We start from the raw sequence: 16,705 nt of genomic DNA on the forward strand, positions 1-16,705 counted from the left end.
AGCCGCACTCCTACGGTTTGAAAGGCGCCGCATTGCTTTGCTGTGGTGGGAGACCGGCTCGCCGGGCGACGCGGCGATCTGCGAGCTTGTGAAGCGAACGGGTGGAATGCAGGCCGGCGCGTCGCGCGGCAAGCCGCACTCCCACGGTTTGAAAGGCGCCGCATTGCTTTGCTGTGGTGGGAGGCCGGCTCGCCGGGCGACGCGCCGATCTGCGAGCTTGCGAAGCGAACGGGTGGAGTGCAGGCCGGCGCGCCGTGGTGCTTTCGCAGTGCTAGAACCCGTACTCCACCTGCGTATGAAGCACCCGGTTATCCCGCAACTGCCCGAGAAAACTGTACTGCGGCCCGTAGTAGTAATCCGTTCCCACCTTCAATGTCAGCGGGTCGCTCACCCGATAGCTGCCCTGCACCCGCGCAATGCCGCTGCCGTCGCTCTGGTTGGCGGCGCCGCTGAATTCCAGGGTCAACTGGTCGTTGAGCCAGCGGTTGGCCAGGCGCCAGGTGAAACCGAGCTGGTCGCGGCGCGTCTGGTTGCTGGTCGCCAGCTGCCGCATGGCAACCTCCCGCTCGAAGCCGGGCGCAAGATTTCGAGCGTCGGCGTAGTCGAAAACGTGCACCCAGGTCAGTTGCACGCCGAGGGTGGCGGTGCCAGGCAGTTGCCACTCGCCGCCTGCGACCGCCGCAAATTGCGGCTTCTTGTGCAGGAAGTCATCGGCGCCATCGCTGTCGGGGTGCGAATAGGCAACCTCGGCCCGCCACACCGTGCCGCCCTGGGTAGTGCTGAAATCGGCACCGAGCACCCGCGTGTGCTGGGCGGCCACCCGCACCAGTGCGCCACTCGGGCCGAGGCCGCCGGGCACCAGCACCGGCAGCGGGTCGGTGCCGTCGAACCACGACACCGAGCCATCGGCGCTGTCGCCGGTCTTGTCCCATTTGAGCGCCCATTGGTCGCGCCGGGAGTCCTCCTGGCGGTAGGCCACCCCGGGCAGGCTCAGCAGAGGGATCTGCGACTGCTGAGCGCGCGGGTACCACAGCCCCTGCAAGGTGCCCCAGGCGCTGTCGTGGCTCAGGCTGATGCCATCGTTGCCCCAGCGCTGGTCGCCGTCGACCGGGGTGAGCAGGCAGTAGTTGCGCGGGCTGAGGTTGTCGGTCGGGTTGACCGCGTCGGCGCGGCCCCAGACCACGATCTGCCGGCCCACCTTGAGGCTGTAGTCGGCAAAGTCATAGCGCCAGAACGCCTCGCGGACCAACCCGCCGCGCTCGCGGCTGGCCGATTGCGCCATGGCCCAGCCGTCGAAAACCAGCTCACCGAAGTCATCACTGCGCAGCGTGCCACGGCCCCAGGCCGAACCGGTGGCGATGCCGCTGCGATCGGTCAGCGCACGGTCGCCGCTCCACCACCCGCTGCGCAGCGACAGCGAATGGTCCAGCACCACCTCAGCGTTGGCCAGGCCTGGCAGCAGCGCCAGGCCCAGCCACCACGCTCGGCTCATCGGTCCAGGCTCTGGGCTTTGAAGTAGCGGTCTGCAACGCCTTGCTCAGCCACATAGCCACTGAGCGCGATCACCGTCTTGTGGCCGCTCTGCAAGTTCTCGGCCTGGGACTGCATGGCCTGCCGCTTGCCCTGGCTGCCGACCTGCTGCCATTGGCTGTTGTCGACCCGCTTGAGCGGCTGACCGGCCAGGTCATAGAAATCGACGTGCAGCGGCACCCGGTTGGCCTTGGCGATCAGGCTGACCATCTTCGAGTAGCCCGTGTCCTTGCCGACGGTGTCGTCGGCCGGCACCGATTCGATCTTCCAGGCCGGCTCACCGCCGGGCGCCGTCACCTCGCCCACCAGCGTGTGGCGCCACTTGCCGGGGTTGTGGCCGACGATGTCGCCGTAGCTGAAGTCGGTGCCGACGAAGCTGTCGCGCTTGTTGGAAGCCGACAGCCTGCGCACCTTGCTCAGGGCCGGCAGGTAGATCCACATGTCGTCATCACCTGCCGAATGCTCCACCAGCAGGGTAGCGGTGCCCTTGATGTCCTGCGGAGAGAGGAACTTGACGTAGCGGCTGTTATCGTCGCTGCCCTCCTGCAGGCGAGTCACGCCCTCGGTCTGGCGCACACGCTGCTCGCCAGCGGCGTTGATCAGGGTGAAGGTGGCCTGGGTGGAGGAGTCGCGCACCTTGGTCACCGCGTAGCTGTCACGCATGATCGCGGATGCGTCAGGTTGCTCGGCACGCGCAGTGCCGGGCGTGGCGGCCAGCGCCAGGCCCAGGGCGGCGGCCAGTACCAATGCACCGTTCAACTGGGCGGCGAGCCGAGGCTCGGCACCGCCGAAGATGAAGCGTGGGCGGAACACCAGCGCCAGCGCCGGCACCAGGGTGAGCGAGCCGATCACGCTTACCAGCATGGCGATCACGATGAACATCGACAGCCACAGGTGCACGTTGTAGCCCAGCGACAGGGCCAGCACGCCATAGCCGCCAGCCACCGCCGTGGCGACGAACAGGCAGGCCTTGCCGGCCGTGGCCAGGGTGGTGCGCACTGCCTGTTCGGCGCCCTGCCCCGCCCGCACCTGCTCACGCAGCCGGTAGAGGATGTAGATCGCGTAGTCGGCGCCGATGCCCACCGCCATCGCGCTGATCAGCGAGTTGGGAATGTTCAGCGGGATGTGAAGCCAGCCCATGGTGCCGAACACCGCCACCACGGCGAGGGCCAGCGGAGTGAGCACGATCAGGCCGGCGAACGGCGAACGGAACACCAGTGCCGAGATCACGAAGATCGCCAGCGCCACCTGCAGGATGTTGCGCAGCTTGCCCTGCACCAGGGTTTCGGTGAGCGCCACGGTTTGCGCCACGTCACCGCCGAAGCTCACTTTCACATCGGCCGGGAACGTCTTGGCGGCCTGCGCCTGCAGGTTGGAAAGCAGCGCCTTGACCACCGCGTTGTCGCCGGTCTTGAGCAACAAGGTGATCTTGGCGCGCTGGTAGTTGTAGTCGACCCACGAATCGAAATCGCCCGGCTCACCGGACATCGAATACAGCAGCAGGTACTGGGAAGTCAGCGCCTGGCTGTCAGGCAGGGTGTCGAAGCGGGCGTCGTCGCCGTGCATGGCTTTGTTCATGCGCGTGAGGTAATCGACGATCGACACCGCCTTGCCCACGTGCGGCTGGGCCTGGGCGTAGTGTTCAAGGCCGGCGATGGCCGCCAGCACATCAGGGCGCTTGATGGCGTCGGCGCCGGGGCCTTCGATCATCACGTAGAGGCTGTTGGTGCCACCGAACTGAGCGTTGAGCTGGGCATCGTCCTGCTGGATCGGCAGGTCGGCGGCGAAGAACTTCTTGGTGGCGTTATCGATCACCACGCCCTGCATGCCCCACACCAGCAATGCCGTCATCACCGTGAAACCCGCGAAGATGGCCGCGCGCCGAGGGCGGCACACCACCCACTCGGCGGCGCCACGGGCCAGGCGGTCCCACACACGCACCTTCTCGCCTTTGTTCAGGGCCTTTTCGCTGGGTGGCTTGAGCAGTGAGCGCACTGCCGGGATGAAGGTCATTTCCAGCAGCATTGCGCTGAGGATGCCAACGCCGGTGAACACGCCGAAAGAACGAATGGTGGCGATGTCGAACACCAGCAACGAGAAGAAACCGATGGCCGCGATGCTGCCGGCGATCAGCATCACCGGGCCCACGCCCGCCAGCGAAGCGATCACCGCTTCACGGTTGGCCTCGCGCGGGGCCAGCCCGCCTTCGTTGCGCAGGCGCGCGTAGTCTTCGTAGTAGCGCTTGAGCAACTGCACCGCGTGCCCCGCCGCCACCGCCAGGATGAGGATGGGCGTGGGCGAGTTGAAGATGTCCATCGGCTGCCCGAGCACCCATGAAGCCGGTGCCCAGGCCACTGCCATCAGCGCGGTCACCAGCGGCAGCACCAGGCCCTGCACGGTACGGAAGGCCTCGAAGTGCAACAGGCCGATCACCAGAATGGCGATGGGGAACAGGATGTTGATGCGCTGGGCGTATTGCTCGGTCTGCTCCAGGTACACAGGGTTGCCGCCCAAGGTTATGTTCAGGCCATCGCTTTTGAAGCCATCGAGTACTTCATGGATCGGCGCCATCATCGCAGTGAACCCGTCGGAGCGCTCCTTGAGCTCCACCAGGATCGCCGCGCTGCGGCGGTCGGCGGAGACCACCGTCTGCTCGTAGACCGGGTTGCCGGCCAGCGCCGCGCGCAAGGTCGCGGCATCGGGCAGTGCGCCTTCGCCCAGCAGCGGGCGAGCCTCGAAACCTTCGTCGGTGCCGCGAATGCCCTTGGCCTGGCGGCTGCCCAGGCTCAGCAGCGTCGAACGCACCACTCCGGGCGTGGTGTCCAGGCGCGCGGTGAGGTCGCGCACGGTGCGCAGCACCTCGGGCTGGTAGATGTCACCTTGCTTGGGCGTGATGCCGATGATCATCAGGTACTTGGAGCCGAACACCTTCTCGACCTGGTTGGTCGACTGGATCAGCGGGTGGCCCTGGGGCGCCAGAGTGGCCGGGTCGATGACGATTTTCAGCCCCGCGCCGAACACGCCCAGCACAGCGGTAAGCAGCACGGTGACGGCGATCACTGCCCAGCGGAAACGCAAGATGAATGCAGCGTAGTTACGCATGGTGCGCGCCCTCCTGGGCGGTGGCCTGCAGGAGCAGGGTTTCGAGGTTGGCGAGGTCCTTCTCGACCTGGGAAATCAACACTTTGCGCAGCAAGGACACCGGCAGGATGCCGAAGAAGCGCCCCGGCTCGACGTCGAACTGCCAGTGCAGGTCGGTGTGGCCTTCGGCGGTGTCGGCGAAACGGTACTGGCCCACGTATTTGAACGGCCCTTCGAGCGCTTCGAAGCTGTAGTGCTGGCATGGGTCGCTGGCCAGGATGCGGCAATCGAAATCCATCTTCTTGCCCAGGAAACTGAACTTGATGCGGTAGCGCGCACCCGGCGCGGTACTGCCGTCGAGCAGGCTGGCCTCCACGCACGAGCCTTGCCACAGCACATCGTTGGAAGGGTCGCTCAGGTAAGCGAAAACAGCGGCACGCGGCAGCGCCAGCGTGCGTTGGTACTCAGCCCGGATCATGGCTGTAACTCCACGGCAAGGGGGCGAAGAAGCGCTGGCTCAGCTCGCTGGCCACTGCTTCGACGAAAGGAAGGTAGAGAATGCTGTTGTGATCGCCGGCCACTCGGCCCACTTCCAGGTGCTGCGGGCACAGCTGCTCCCAGCCCAGCAAGGGGCCGAAGTCTTCCGGCTCGTCGGTGGCCAGCAGCAGGTACAGCGGCGCGTCGATACCCGGTGGGAAGTACAGCTGCAAGGCGATGCCGTTGGCCAGGTAGGTCTCGAACAGCCGCGCCAGTTGCCCGGCGTCGGCGTCGGGCTCCAGCACGCCGGCGGCTTTGGCCTGATCGAGTACGAAAGCGAACGCCGCATCGCTGTCCATACGCCGCAGCTCGGCGGCGTCCAGTTGCAGGCGGATACCGTGAGGCGTGGCGAGGTCGCGAGCGAACCAGGCGAGCAAGGTGGCGTCGTCGGCTTCGGCTGGCACGTTGGCGGCCACCGGGGCGCGGGTGTCGAGCAGGAAGGTGCCCTCCACTGCTTCGCCCGCTTCGAGCAACTGGCGGGTCACCTCATAGGCAATGGCACCGCCGAAGCACCAGCCGCCGAGCAGATAAGGGCCTTGCGGTTGCACCTGGCGGATCTGCTGCAGGTACAGGCTAGCCATGGCCTCGACCGTCACCTCGGCCTGCCCGGCCTCACGCAGGCCGGGCGACTGGATGGCGATCACCGGGCGCGGGGTGTCGAGCAGGCGGGCCAACACGCGGTAGCTGACCACATTGCCGCCGATGGGGTGGAACAACCACAGCGGCCGGCCACTGCCCTTGCGCAGGGTCACCCGCAGCGAGCCGTCGCCTGCACCGCGGTGCACACGGGCGGCCAGGCTTGCAGCGGTCGGTGCGCCAAGCAGGTCTGCCACCTCCAGGGTGCAGCCCTGTTCACGTGCCACCCGATCGACCAGCTCCACCGCCAGCAAAGAATGGCCGCCGTGGTCGAAGAAGTCGTCGTGCACGCCCAGGCCTTCGCGCTTGAGCACCGCCGCGAAATGCGCCAGCAGTTGTGCCTCCAGCGGCGTGCGCGGCGCTACCGGCTCGGCGCTGGTGAGCGGACCTTGCGGGGCTGGCAGGCGGCGGCGGTCGACCTTGTTGTTGGGCGTCAGCGCAAAGCGCTCCAGCTCCACCCAGAGGGTGGGCACCATGTACGCCGGCAACCGCGCGCGCAGCGCTTGCTGCAATGCAGCAGCGCTGACCTGGGCGCCAGCACGGCTGGCCCAGTGACCCACCAGTGCCTCACCACGCTCATCTACCCAGCGGCTGACGACCGCCTGCGCCACGCCTTCGCATGCCTCGAGCGCCGCTTCGATTTCGCCCAGCTCGATACGGTAACCCCGCAACTTGACCTGGAAATCCAGGCGGCCGTGGTGCTCCAGTTGGCTTTGGGCGTTCCAGCGCACCTTGTCGCCGGTGCGGTACAGGCGTGGGGCGAGCGCGGGCAGGTCGTTGCGAAAACGCTCGGCGGTCAGCTCCGGCCGTTGCCAGTAACCCTCGGCCAGACCCTGGCCGCCGATCCACAGCTCACCGAGCATGCCCGGTGGCACGGGTTGGCCGTGTTCATCGAGCACCCACAGGTGGGTATTGGCGATCGGTTGGCCAAGGGTCACCGGCTGGCCCGGGCGCAGCCGCGCCACGCTTGACCAGATGGTGGTTTCGGTGGGGCCGTAGAGGTTCCACACCTGGGCGCACTGGGCCAACAGGCGCTGCGCCAGGCTATGCGGCAGCGCATCGCCGCCACACAGCGCGGTGAGCCCGGCCAGTTGCCCGCGTTCATCGCTGCCTGCCAGCATCTGCCAGGTGGCCGGCGTCGCTTGCAGGGCCGTGATGCGCCGGCTGGCGACCCAGTGCAGCAAGCGCTGGCCGTCACGGGTGCTGGGGTGGTCCGCCACCCACACCTGGCCACCCACGCACAGCGGCAGGAACAGCTCCAGCAGGGAGATATCGAACGACGGTGTGGTGACGGCCAGCAGCCGCGTCTCTTGGCCCAGGCCAAGGGTTTCAGCCAGGCTCGCCATGAAGTTGAGCAACGCAGCATGCCCCACTTCCACGCCCTTGGGCTGGCCAGTAGAGCCGGAGGTGTAAAGGATGTAGGCAGGGCCTTGCGGGCTTGCCTGAAGCTCAGGCACCGGCAGGTCACCTTCGACGCCGGCCAGGTAGAGCCTTGGCAGCTCGGCGGGGAAGTCATCGAGTTCATGCTCGGTGACCACAAGGCTCAGCGCTGCGTCGGCGGCGATGTAGGCCAGCCGCTCTGCGGGAAAGTGCGGGTCCAGCGGCACGTAGCACGCACCCAGGCGCCAGATGCCGAGGATCAGCGGGACCAGGTGCGCGCTGCGCTCCAGCTTGAAGCCGACCCGGCTGCCGGTGCCCACGCCGCGCGCCGCCATCGCGGCGGCAAGCTGGGCGCTGCGCTGCAACAGGCCGGCGTAGGTCAGCGACAAGGCTTCATCGCCCAGCGCCAATTCATCAGGCCGGGCCTGGGCCTGTGCCAGGATCAGCTCAAGCACGCAGCGCTCGCGCCAGTGCCGCGCAGGCCCCGCCCCAAGCGCCGCCCACTGCTGGCGCTGGCAGGCATCGGGCGCGCAGAGCTGGGCCAGCGGCTGCTCAGGCTGGCTCAGCAGGCGCCCGGCCATGGCCACGAATGCGTCGGCCATCACCCGCACGCTGCCCTCACTGAACAGCCGGTCGTTGTATTTGAGCAGGCCCGTGAATGCGCCGTCGTGCTCGCCGCCCATCTCCAGGGTCAGGTCCAGTTGCCCCTCTTGTTGCGGCACATAGAAGCTGCTCACCGCCATGCCCGCCAGCACCTGCGCCTGCTCGCCCTGCGCCTGGCTGAAGAACTCGGCGAAGGCCTCTACCACCGGCAGCCGCTCCCAGGAAAAGCCCAGTTGCGACAGCGCCGAGTAACCCGGGTCGCGGCGCGGCGCAACCGCCTCGACCACTTCGTGAAATGGCAAAGCCTGGTGCTTGAGGGCACCGGCGAACACTTCGCGCGCCTGGGCCAACAGCGCAAGGAAGGTCATTTCAGGCTGGGCGCGCAAGCGCAGGCACAGGGTGTTGACGAATTGCCCCAGCGCCTGGCGTGTGCCGCGCTTGATGCGGTTGGCGAATGGGGTGCTCAGCACGACGTCTGGCTCGCCGCCAAAATGGCTGATGAAGGTGGCGTACGCCGCCAGCATCACCAGAAATGGCGTGGCCTGATGCGCGCGGGCCACGGCCTGAACCTGTTCGGTAGTGGCACGGCCCAGGTTTACCGGTACCGAAGCGCCGCCGTGCCACTGGGTCGCCGGGCGCGGGTGGTCCAGCGGCAGGCTGTGCAGTCCGGGCGCGTCGGCCAGTTGTGTACGCCAGTACTGAGCCAATTCTGCGCGCCGCTCGGGGGCCAGGTGCACGCCGGCATGCTCGGCATAGGGCTGGGCCTCGGCCGCCATGAGCACGCTCCCGGCACCGGCCAGGCGGCTGGCCGCCTCTTGCAGCAGCAGCCCCAGCGACCAGAAATCCAGCAGCACGTGGTGCACGACGAAGACGAACAGGTATTGGCCTTCGCCTTGGCGGTACAACTGCACCCGCCACAAGGGTGGGTGCGCCAGGTCGAAGGGTTGGCGGGCGTCGGCGCGGGCGCGCTCGGCCAGCGCCGCATCGCTCAGGCCGGTGCAGTCGGCGGTGCGCACCTCGGGCTGGAAGCGCTCGAACACGCGTTGCTCGACCCCGCCAGGCCCTGCCACGAAGGCGCTGCGCAACAGCGGAAAATCGCGCTGCAGACTGTCGAGCAGCGCCGGCAACGCCGGCCACTGCGCTGCAACCAGGCGCACCTGGCAGCTGAACAACAGGTTGAAGGCACCACAGCCGGGGTCTACTTGCTGGACGTACCACAAGCCTTGCTGCTCGGCGGCCAGCGGCCAGGCGGTCGCCGGGTGGGCGATCGCGGCGCCTGTCATGCCAGCCCCGGTGCGTCGGTCAACAGCGCCGCAGCAGGCTGCACCGGCTCGGCCAGGCGGCTCAGGTAGGCGGCCAGGGCATCGACCGAAGGGTAATCCCACACCAGGGTAGGCTCCAGCGTCATGCCCAGTTCATCCTCAAGATCGCCCACCAGGGTCAGCGCCACGATCGAGTCCAGCCCGTATTCGGACAGGTTGCGCTCGCAGGCCAGGGTGCCTGGCTCCATGCGCAGTTCCTGCTCCAGCAGGATTACTCAGGCGCGTGCGCCAGTAAGCGGTGTCACGAGAAATCGAGTTCATCGCAGGCATCTTCCTTGGTGATCGAGGGAAACAGTTGTTCGGCAGAGCCGGCGCTTGCCAGCGGCCAGGTGAAGATCGACAGCATGTGGTTGGCGCTGCGCTGGTGAGCCAGTTGCGCCAACAGCGCATCGACCCGCTGCGGGGCCAGTACGCCGTGGCCGAAGTCGGCCGCCAGGCCACGCTCCAGCAAGCCCAGCAACCATTGGCCGCTGGCGAAGAAGGGGCCGAAGCGGTCGCGGTTGTACAGCCACACACCCAGGCAAGCCGCCACGCCGAACACGGCGCAATAGCGCTGCGCGTAGCCGATGCGGCGTGCCTCTTGCTGGCCGGCCTGGCGTGGGGTCTGGCGGATCTGCTCGGCCAGCGCCTGGGCCTGCTCGACGAAGGCTTCGCACAGCTGGCGCAATTCGGCCAGGGTGGCGGCCGGCAGGTGATCGCTTTCAGCCAGCGCCTGAACCTTGCCCAGCAGATGCGGCAACTGGCCGATGAGCGGGTCGCCGTGGCGGGAGTACAGCGTGAGGCGGCTGTAGTCGATGTCGGCCAGCGGTGCTTCGAGGTCGAACAGTGCTTGCAGGCACTGGCTCGCCTCGGGCTGGGCGGTGTCGCGCACCAGGGTATCGAGCAAGGTGGTGAGGCTGTCCAGGCACACATGGGTGCTGCCGTCGAAGATCGAGACGATGGCCCCGTCGCGGTAGAACTTCTGGAAAATGCCGACGTTTTGCTGATCGCGCATGTAGAAGCGAGCGCCCAGCACGTGCGACAGCTCGGTGCAGGCGTGGTCGACCAGCCGGCACACCTGCACCTTGGTGACCGACGACCAGGCCGCATACAACTGTGGGCACACATGCAGGCCGCGGGCGGCGACGATGGTCACGCACTCGGCTGCCAGTTGCGACAGGTAAGCGTTGGCCAGCACGTCGCGGTTGTGCGGCAACCGGTCGATCGGCTTGCCGTAGAGCACGCGGCGGGCCGCGTAGTCGCTGGCGATGCGCAGTGCGGTATCGCCCACGCCCAATGACAGCGCGGCGCAAAAGGTGCGCGTGACCTGGAAGCCCTTGAGTGCCAGCTCCAGGCCGTGGCCGGGCTGGCCGATCAGGCAGCTGGCCGGAATCGTGCAGCCGCGAAAGCCGATGCCGCTGATGTCGCAGCCCTTCAGGCCGTGCGTCTTCACCCGTGGCAGGTAGTAGTAGCGCTGGCTGTTGAGCTGCTCCTTGGAAATGATGAACAGCGAATGGTTACGCATGTGGTTGCCTTCGCTGGTGCGCGCCAGCAGCACCAGGAACCCCGAGCGGATCGCCCGGTTGATCGGCCACTTCTCGCCATCGAGGGTGTAGCTGCCATCCTCGTTGAGCGTTGCGGTGAGGCGGTTGGAGACAAGGTCCGCGCCGTGGTCGGCCTCTGAGTAGGCCAGGCACGGGAAGCTGGCGTTGTCCATCATCCAGCGGGCGATGGCCTGGCGCTGCACGTCGGTGCCGCCGATCCAGCCCAGCGTGCTCCAGAGCATGGTGCTGTAGGCCACCGCCACCGACATGTTGCGCCGGGCCAACGTACGGCCCAGCGCAACGAACGCCTCGCTGCTGCGAAATTGCCCGCCCAGGCCGTGCGGCACGTAGGCCTGGGGCAAGCCGAGGGCATTGAGGCCGGTGACTGCGGCTTCGGGGAAGGCATCCTGTTCGTCCAGTGCCAGCGCGCTGGGCCAGGACAACAGGTTGCTCTCAAGCCAAGGGTCGCCGAGGCGCTGCTCCAGCGACAGTGCGCCCAGGTATTGAGCCGGAATCATGGCTGCGCCCTCCCGGCCAGGGCCTGCAACGTGCCCTCCTCGACCGCCTGGCGCGTGCGCGCACGCTGCAACTTGCCGCTGGAGGTGCGCGGCAGGCTGTTCGGCGCCACCAGCAGCAGCTCACCTACGCGTAATTGATGCACCTGCGACACCGCTTCGACGATGCGCGCGCGCAGCGCAGCCAGCGCTGTTTCGGCGAGGTTGCGTTCAACCTCCACCACCAGCCCCAGCGCTTCCTCGCCACCCAGCTCGCGGGCATAGGCCGCCACGCCTTGCGGGCGGATCGCCACATCGAGTTTGCCGACGGTGTCTTCCAGGTCAGTGGGGTAATGGTTGTGGCCGTGGATGATGATCACGTCTTTCAGGCGGCCGGTGACGTACAACTGGCCCTCCAGCAATGCGCCCAGGTCCCCGGTGCGCAGCCATGAGTGTTGACCGCCTTCGAGGGTCGCGTGGAAGTTGGCCTCGGTGGCCTGCGGGCTGTTCCAGTAGCCGTCGGCGACCATTGGCCCGGCGACCCAGATCTCGCCCACCTGGCCCGGCGGCAGCACCTCCAGGCGCTGAGGGTCGGCAATCACCACGCAGGCACCGGCGGCAGGGGTACCGCTGCTCACCAGCACCACCGCATCGTCGCCCGTGGCGGGCTGGACCGTACCGCCAAGCAGCGCCTGGCGGTCTGCACGCAGTATCACGGGGGCAGCATCCGGCGCGCTGGCGGCCACCAGCAAGGTGGTTTCAGCCATGCCGTAGCACGGCGCAAAGGCGCTGGCATCGAACCCTGCAGCGGCGAACACCTGGCTGAACACACTCAAGGTGCGCTGGCGAATCGGCTCGGCGCCGTTGGCGGCCAGGCGCCAGCTGCTCAGGTCGAGGCTGGCGACCTGCTCGGGTTTCAAGCGACGGGCGCACAGCTCGTAGGCGAAATTCGGCGCTGCGCTGACCGTGCCGCGCAAGCGGCTGATCGTCTCCAACCAGCGCAGCGGGCGCTGCAGGAACGTGGCCGGCGCCATCAGGTGCACCGGGTACCCAGCGTACAGCGGCTGCAGCAGCCCGCCGATCAAACCCATGTCGTGATACGGCGGCAACCAGACCACGCCGACGTCATCGGCGCTGCTGGCCATAGCCTGGTGGATCATCGCCGAGTTCACCAGCAGGTGCCGGTGCAGCAAGCGCACCCCTTTGGCGCACCGGTGGAGCCGGAGGTGTACTGCAACACGGCCAGGCTGTTGGCATCGATCACTGGCATGTGCCAAAGCGCAGCCGGCTCTGTAGGCGCTTTATCGACAGGCAAGGTACGCAGGGCGCCATCCGCCAGGGCCGGCCATTGGCCGGCGTCCAGCGCTTGAACCACAGCTTCGGTGCTGACCAGCACGCGAGCCTGGGCATCCTCGACGATCAACCGCACACGCTCGTAGGAGGCGTTGAACTTGGGCGAAAACACCGGCACCGCGGTCGCGCCGGCGTACCAGCAACCCAGCAGCGCAAGCACGTAGTCGGCACTGGGCTGCAGCAGGATCACCACCCGCTCACCCGCCGCACCCAGCGCCTGCAAGCGGGCGCCGAAGGCTTGGCCTGCCTGGTCGAGTTGCGCGTAGGTGTAGGTTGCCGGGGTATCCAGGCCATTACCGAAGGTCAGCGCCAGGCGCTCAGGCTGAGTACTGGCCCGGTGGCGCAAGACCTCGAGAAAATGAACAAAGGGAGCCTCATGCTCCTGGCGGGGCGACTCCGCTAACAGCGTACCGGTAGCGACCATGTCCGAATCTCCGAATTAAGAGATCGCGGAATATACAGACCTGTCTATATACATCGCAATTTATTTAGTCCAATAGGATGAGAGCCCATGGCAGCCCTCCGGACAAACGGCATCTTCTGAACGATCAACGCACACTTGCGCGCTCGAAAAAATGCAAAAAGGGCCGGCCCCTCTCGGATGCCAGCCCCTCCCCTTGAAGCTTGAAGCTTGAAGCTTGAAGCTTGAAGCTTGAAGCTTCAAAGCTTGAACTGGCTCACCATTCCCTTCAGCTCCGCTCCAAGCCCCGCCAACTGCTCGCTGGCGCCAAGGTTGCTCTGCATGGCCCGGGCAGAGTGGTCGGCACTGCCGCGAATGCTGACCACGCTGCGGTTGATCTCCTCGGCCACCGAGCTTTGCTCTTCTGCGGCGGCGGCGATCTGTTGGTTCATCTGCTGGATGGTCGACACCGCATCGGCAATGCTCGCCAGCGCGCTGGCAGTCTGCTGGGCATCGCCCACTGCATGTTGAACCAGCTCGCCGCTGCCGCGAATCTGCACCACCGAGGCCTCGGCTGCCTGGCGCAAGGCGCTGACCAGCCGTTCGATTTCCGCCGTCGATTGCTGAGTACGCCTGGCCAGCGCACGCACTTCATCAGCCACCACCGCAAAGCCCCTGCCCTGCTCGCCAGCCCGTGCAGCTTCGATGGCCGCATTGAGCGCCAGCAAGTTGGTCTGCTCGGCCACGCTCTTGATCACGTCCAGCACCTGGCCGATGTTCTGGATTTCGCCACTCAGGCTCTGAATACCGTTGCTGGCCGACTCGGCCGAGCGCGCCAGACGATCGATACGTTGCAGGCTCTGCTGCACCACCTGTTGGCCAGTGCCGACCCGCGCATCGGCGCTTTCGGCGGCCAACGCCGCTTGTTCGGCATTGCGGGCCACGTCATGCACGGTGGCGGTCATCTGGTGCATGGCGGTGGCCACTTGCTCGGTCTCAGCCTGCGCCGAGCTGACTTCCTGGTGGGTCTGGCGGGCGACGCTCGACAGCGAGTCTGCATTACTCGCCAGCTGCACGATCCCCGCCTGCAAGCCGCTGACGATTCGTGCCAGTGCCTGGCTCATCTGCTGCATCGCCTGCATCAACTGGCCGATTTCGTCGCGCCGGTTGACGCCTTCGCTCGCGCTCAGGTCCCCTTCGGCGATTGCCCGTGCTCGAGCGATCACTGCGCGCAGTGGCCCCACCACCAGGCGTGTGATCAGCCAGGCCGCCAGTATCCCCACCAACAGCGCAGCCACGGTGGAGGCGATGATCAGTGCAGCATTTTTCTTGAGCTCGGCCTGCATGGCGCCGTAGTGCTCGACATAGGCCTTGTCGACCAGGCCCATGGCCTGAGTGGCGCGGTCGTTCAGCTGTTGGTAAACACCTTTTTCCTTGGCCAGCAGGTCGGTGTATTCGGCGAGCTTCTCGGTAAAGGCCCCGATGTGATTGGTGACTTCTTCAAGCACCGTCTGGTAGCCAGCGTCCTGGATCTGCGCCTTGAGCGCCTGGGCGGTCTGCAAGGCCTGGTCGGCCTGCTCGATGCGCCCGCCGGCCGAATCGGTATCGCCTTTGCGGGCTTGCTCAAGGCGAACCCTGGCCTGTTCCATGGCCAGCAGCATCAACCGCGAGACCTGGGTCACCTGGCCGGCCTGGGCAATGAACTGCGCGCCATCCTCGCCCTTGGACTGTTTGAGGTTCCAGGTGCCGTCATCGGCCAGCCCCGACTGCAACACGTCCAGGTTGTTGGCCACACTCGACACCGACCAGCTGGCCATTTCCAGCGCGAGGTCCTTGGACTGGTTGATGTCGACGAACTGATCGAAGGCCTGGCGGTAGGCCTTGAGCGCGGCAATCACCGCCTGCATCGGCGCCTCGTTGGCCGAGCTTTGCCCGCGCAGCTCATCGGCGCGAGCCAGCAGCTTGTCCAGGCCTTTGCGCAGGGTGTCGGCCTCCTCGGCCTTGCCATGCAGGGCGTAGTCTTTCTCGACCTGGCGCAGTGCCAACAGCTCGCTGTTGAACTCGCTCATACGCTGCAAACCATCGAAGCGCTTGCCAATGGTACCCAGCGACCACAGGCCGATCCCCGCCACCAACGCAGTCAGCGCCAGCACCAGGGAAAAACCCAGTGCCAGCTTGCTCGCCATTCCCCAATTGGCCAGCAGGCCAGCTCGGTGCGTACTCATCACCCACCCCCCGTTGCAGTTCGGACACCACAATATCGGGAGGTTGCGACCTGAGCTTGAGTGTGAGCAATACCTTGACGTCGCAATAATGGCAAACAGCTATGCGCACGTCGCCCTGAGCTATGTCGACGCCGTTTCGGTGAATTCTGCGGAACGCTATCAACCCTTGCGCTTCAATATGCACAGGCATTATGCACAGGCATTCGAACCTTCAAGGAGACTCGGCACATGAACCGTTTCCACGAAAAGATCGTCATCGTCACCGGCGCAGGCTCCGGCATGGGCGCTGCCACCGCAGTGCGTTTCGCGCAGGAGGGTGCCCATGTGGTGCTGGCCGGGCGCCGCAAGGAAAAACTCGAGGAAGTGGCTGCACGCTGCAAAGGCGCACGCCCGCTGGTGGTGCCTACCGACGTCGCCGACCCGGACGCCGTTCAGGCGCTGATCGAAACCGCCGTGGCGCACTTCGGCGGCCTCGATGTACTGGTCAACAACGCAGGGGTTGCAGTGCCGGGCAGCTTTACCGACGGCTCGCTCGACGACTGGCGCAAAACCATGGCCACCAACGTCGACGGGGTGATCTACGGCTGCCGTGCAGCCATGCCGCATTTGCTGGCGAGCAATGGCTGCATCGTCAATGTATCGTCGGTGTCAGGGCTGGGCGGCGACTGGGGCATGAGCTTCTACAACGCCAGCAAAGGGGCGGTCACCAACCTCACTCGCGCCCTGGCGCTTGAGTACGGTTCGCAAGGCGTGAGGGTGAATGCGGTGTGCCCGTCACTGACGATCAGTGACATGAGCGCAGGTGTTTCAGAGGATGCGGCGCTGATGGCCAAGTTCGCCGAGCGCATCCCGTTGGGGCGCGCGGCTCAGCCGGAAGAAGTGGCTGATGTGATTGCGTTTCTGGCCAGCCACGACGCGCGCTTCGTCAATGGCGTGAACCTGCCGGTGGACGGCGGCCTGAGCGCGTCCAACGGCCAGCCTCAACTGGGTTGATCAGGGGTTGTTGGCCAACCGCTGCGGTTCGATGATGCGCTTGGCATCCAGATACGCCTTGGCCCAGTAGGGTTTGTTCAGGTAATCGAGCCGCACGGTGCCGCCGGTGCGCGGCGCATGCACGAAACGCCCCTCGCCCACGTAGATACCAGCGTGGCTGACCCTGCGCCCGCCTTGCGTCGAGAAGAACACCAGGTCGCCCGAGCGCAGCTCGCTGCGGTTGATGCTCTGCTTGGGCATGTCGAGCATCTCGCCGGTGGTGCGCGGCAGCGCGATGCCGGCGGCATCCCGATACACGAAGTCAATGAGGCCGCTGCAGTCAAAGCCTGCGGCAGGCGTGTTGCCGCCCCAACGGTAAGGCGTGCCGACCAGGCCGATGGCTCTGAACAATACGTCGTCGGCGCGGCCGGCCGAGTAATCGGCGGTATCGATGATGACCGGGCGAACCGGCGCAACCTGCACCACCGGCGGTGGCGAAGGCGGGCTGGCGCAAGCGGCCAGCAACGCAGCAGCACAGGCAATCAGGGCAAGGCGAGCTTGAAATAAGGCCATGACAGAAACTTCCAGTTAAGACTGCCGATGAAGACTAGCTCTTAAGACACTGTTTTGGATAAAAAACCCCGGCGAG

At 66.3% G+C, this 16,705-nt stretch carries 10 protein-coding genes and 2 pseudogenes; 1 reads left to right on the plus strand and 11 read right to left on the minus strand.

Features of this window, described 5'->3' with window-relative positions; all coding sequences use genetic code 11:
* Positions 1 to 271: 271 nt before the first annotated feature.
* The 10 genes and pseudogenes from LN139_RS14330 to LN139_RS25750 all read right to left on the minus strand — a co-directional run.
* Positions 272 to 1,492, minus strand: a complete 1,221-nt coding sequence (locus LN139_RS14330; protein WP_236354517.1) for a hypothetical protein — start codon at positions 1,490 to 1,492, stop codon at positions 272 to 274.
* Entirely contained in the window at positions 1,489 to 4,632 is a 3,144-nt protein-coding gene (locus LN139_RS14335; protein WP_236354518.1) for an outer membrane lipoprotein-sorting protein, read from the minus strand. Before LN139_RS14335 ends, LN139_RS14330 begins: the two co-directional genes overlap by 4 nt.
* A complete protein-coding gene (locus LN139_RS14340; protein ID WP_236354519.1) occupies positions 4,625 to 5,089 on the minus strand; it encodes an SRPBCC family protein in 465 nt (154 codons plus the stop codon). The genes LN139_RS14335 and LN139_RS14340 overlap by 8 nt, the downstream gene beginning before the upstream one ends.
* The gene (locus tag LN139_RS14345) at positions 5,076 to 9,050 is read right to left on the minus strand and encodes a non-ribosomal peptide synthetase (protein ID WP_236354522.1); all 3,975 of its coding nucleotides are present in this window, start codon (positions 9,048 to 9,050) and stop codon (positions 5,076 to 5,078) included. The genes LN139_RS14340 and LN139_RS14345 overlap by 14 nt, the downstream gene beginning before the upstream one ends.
* Positions 9,047 to 9,301 (minus strand): acyl carrier protein, encoded by a 255-nt coding sequence (locus tag LN139_RS14350; RefSeq protein ID WP_442964439.1) that lies wholly within the window; start codon positions 9,299 to 9,301, stop codon positions 9,047 to 9,049. Before LN139_RS14350 ends, LN139_RS14345 begins: the two co-directional genes overlap by 4 nt.
* 29 nt (positions 9,302 to 9,330) lie before the next feature.
* Positions 9,331 to 11,130 (minus strand): acyl-CoA dehydrogenase family protein, encoded by a 1,800-nt coding sequence (locus tag LN139_RS14355; protein WP_236354525.1) that lies wholly within the window; start codon positions 11,128 to 11,130, stop codon positions 9,331 to 9,333.
* The gene (locus tag LN139_RS25735) at positions 11,127 to 11,636 is read right to left on the minus strand and encodes a hypothetical protein (RefSeq protein WP_442964440.1); all 510 of its coding nucleotides are present in this window, start codon (positions 11,634 to 11,636) and stop codon (positions 11,127 to 11,129) included. Before LN139_RS25735 ends, LN139_RS14355 begins: the two co-directional genes overlap by 4 nt.
* 39 nt (positions 11,637 to 11,675) lie before the next feature.
* Positions 11,676 to 12,883, minus strand: a pseudogene (locus LN139_RS25740) (AMP-binding protein); the annotation flags it as partial.
* A gap of 236 nt (positions 12,884 to 13,119) precedes the next feature.
* Positions 13,120 to 14,001 carry a methyl-accepting chemotaxis protein gene (locus LN139_RS25745; protein WP_442964441.1) on the minus strand — a complete coding sequence of 294 codons (882 nt, stop codon included), beginning with the start codon at positions 13,999 to 14,001 and terminating at the stop codon, positions 13,120 to 13,122.
* Between the two features lie 27 nt (positions 14,002 to 14,028).
* Positions 14,029 to 15,084, minus strand: a pseudogene (locus LN139_RS25750) (methyl-accepting chemotaxis protein); the annotation flags it as partial.
* 228 nt (positions 15,085 to 15,312) lie between these two features.
* Between LN139_RS25750 and LN139_RS14375 the strand changes: the two are divergent.
* Complete coding sequence (locus tag LN139_RS14375) at positions 15,313 to 16,077, plus strand: SDR family NAD(P)-dependent oxidoreductase (protein ID WP_236354531.1); 765 nt, start codon at positions 15,313 to 15,315, stop codon at positions 16,075 to 16,077.
* Here LN139_RS14375 and LN139_RS14380 read toward each other — a convergent pair whose 3' ends face one another.
* Positions 16,078 to 16,629 carry a C40 family peptidase gene (locus LN139_RS14380; RefSeq protein ID WP_236354533.1) on the minus strand — a complete coding sequence of 184 codons (552 nt, stop codon included), beginning with the start codon at positions 16,627 to 16,629 and terminating at the stop codon, positions 16,078 to 16,080.
* Between the last annotated feature and the right edge of the window lie 76 nt (positions 16,630 to 16,705).

Origin of the sequence: Pseudomonas sp. KNUC1026, assembly GCF_021650705.1 — a bacterium.
Lineage (GTDB): Bacteria > Pseudomonadota > Gammaproteobacteria > Pseudomonadales > Pseudomonadaceae > Aquipseudomonas.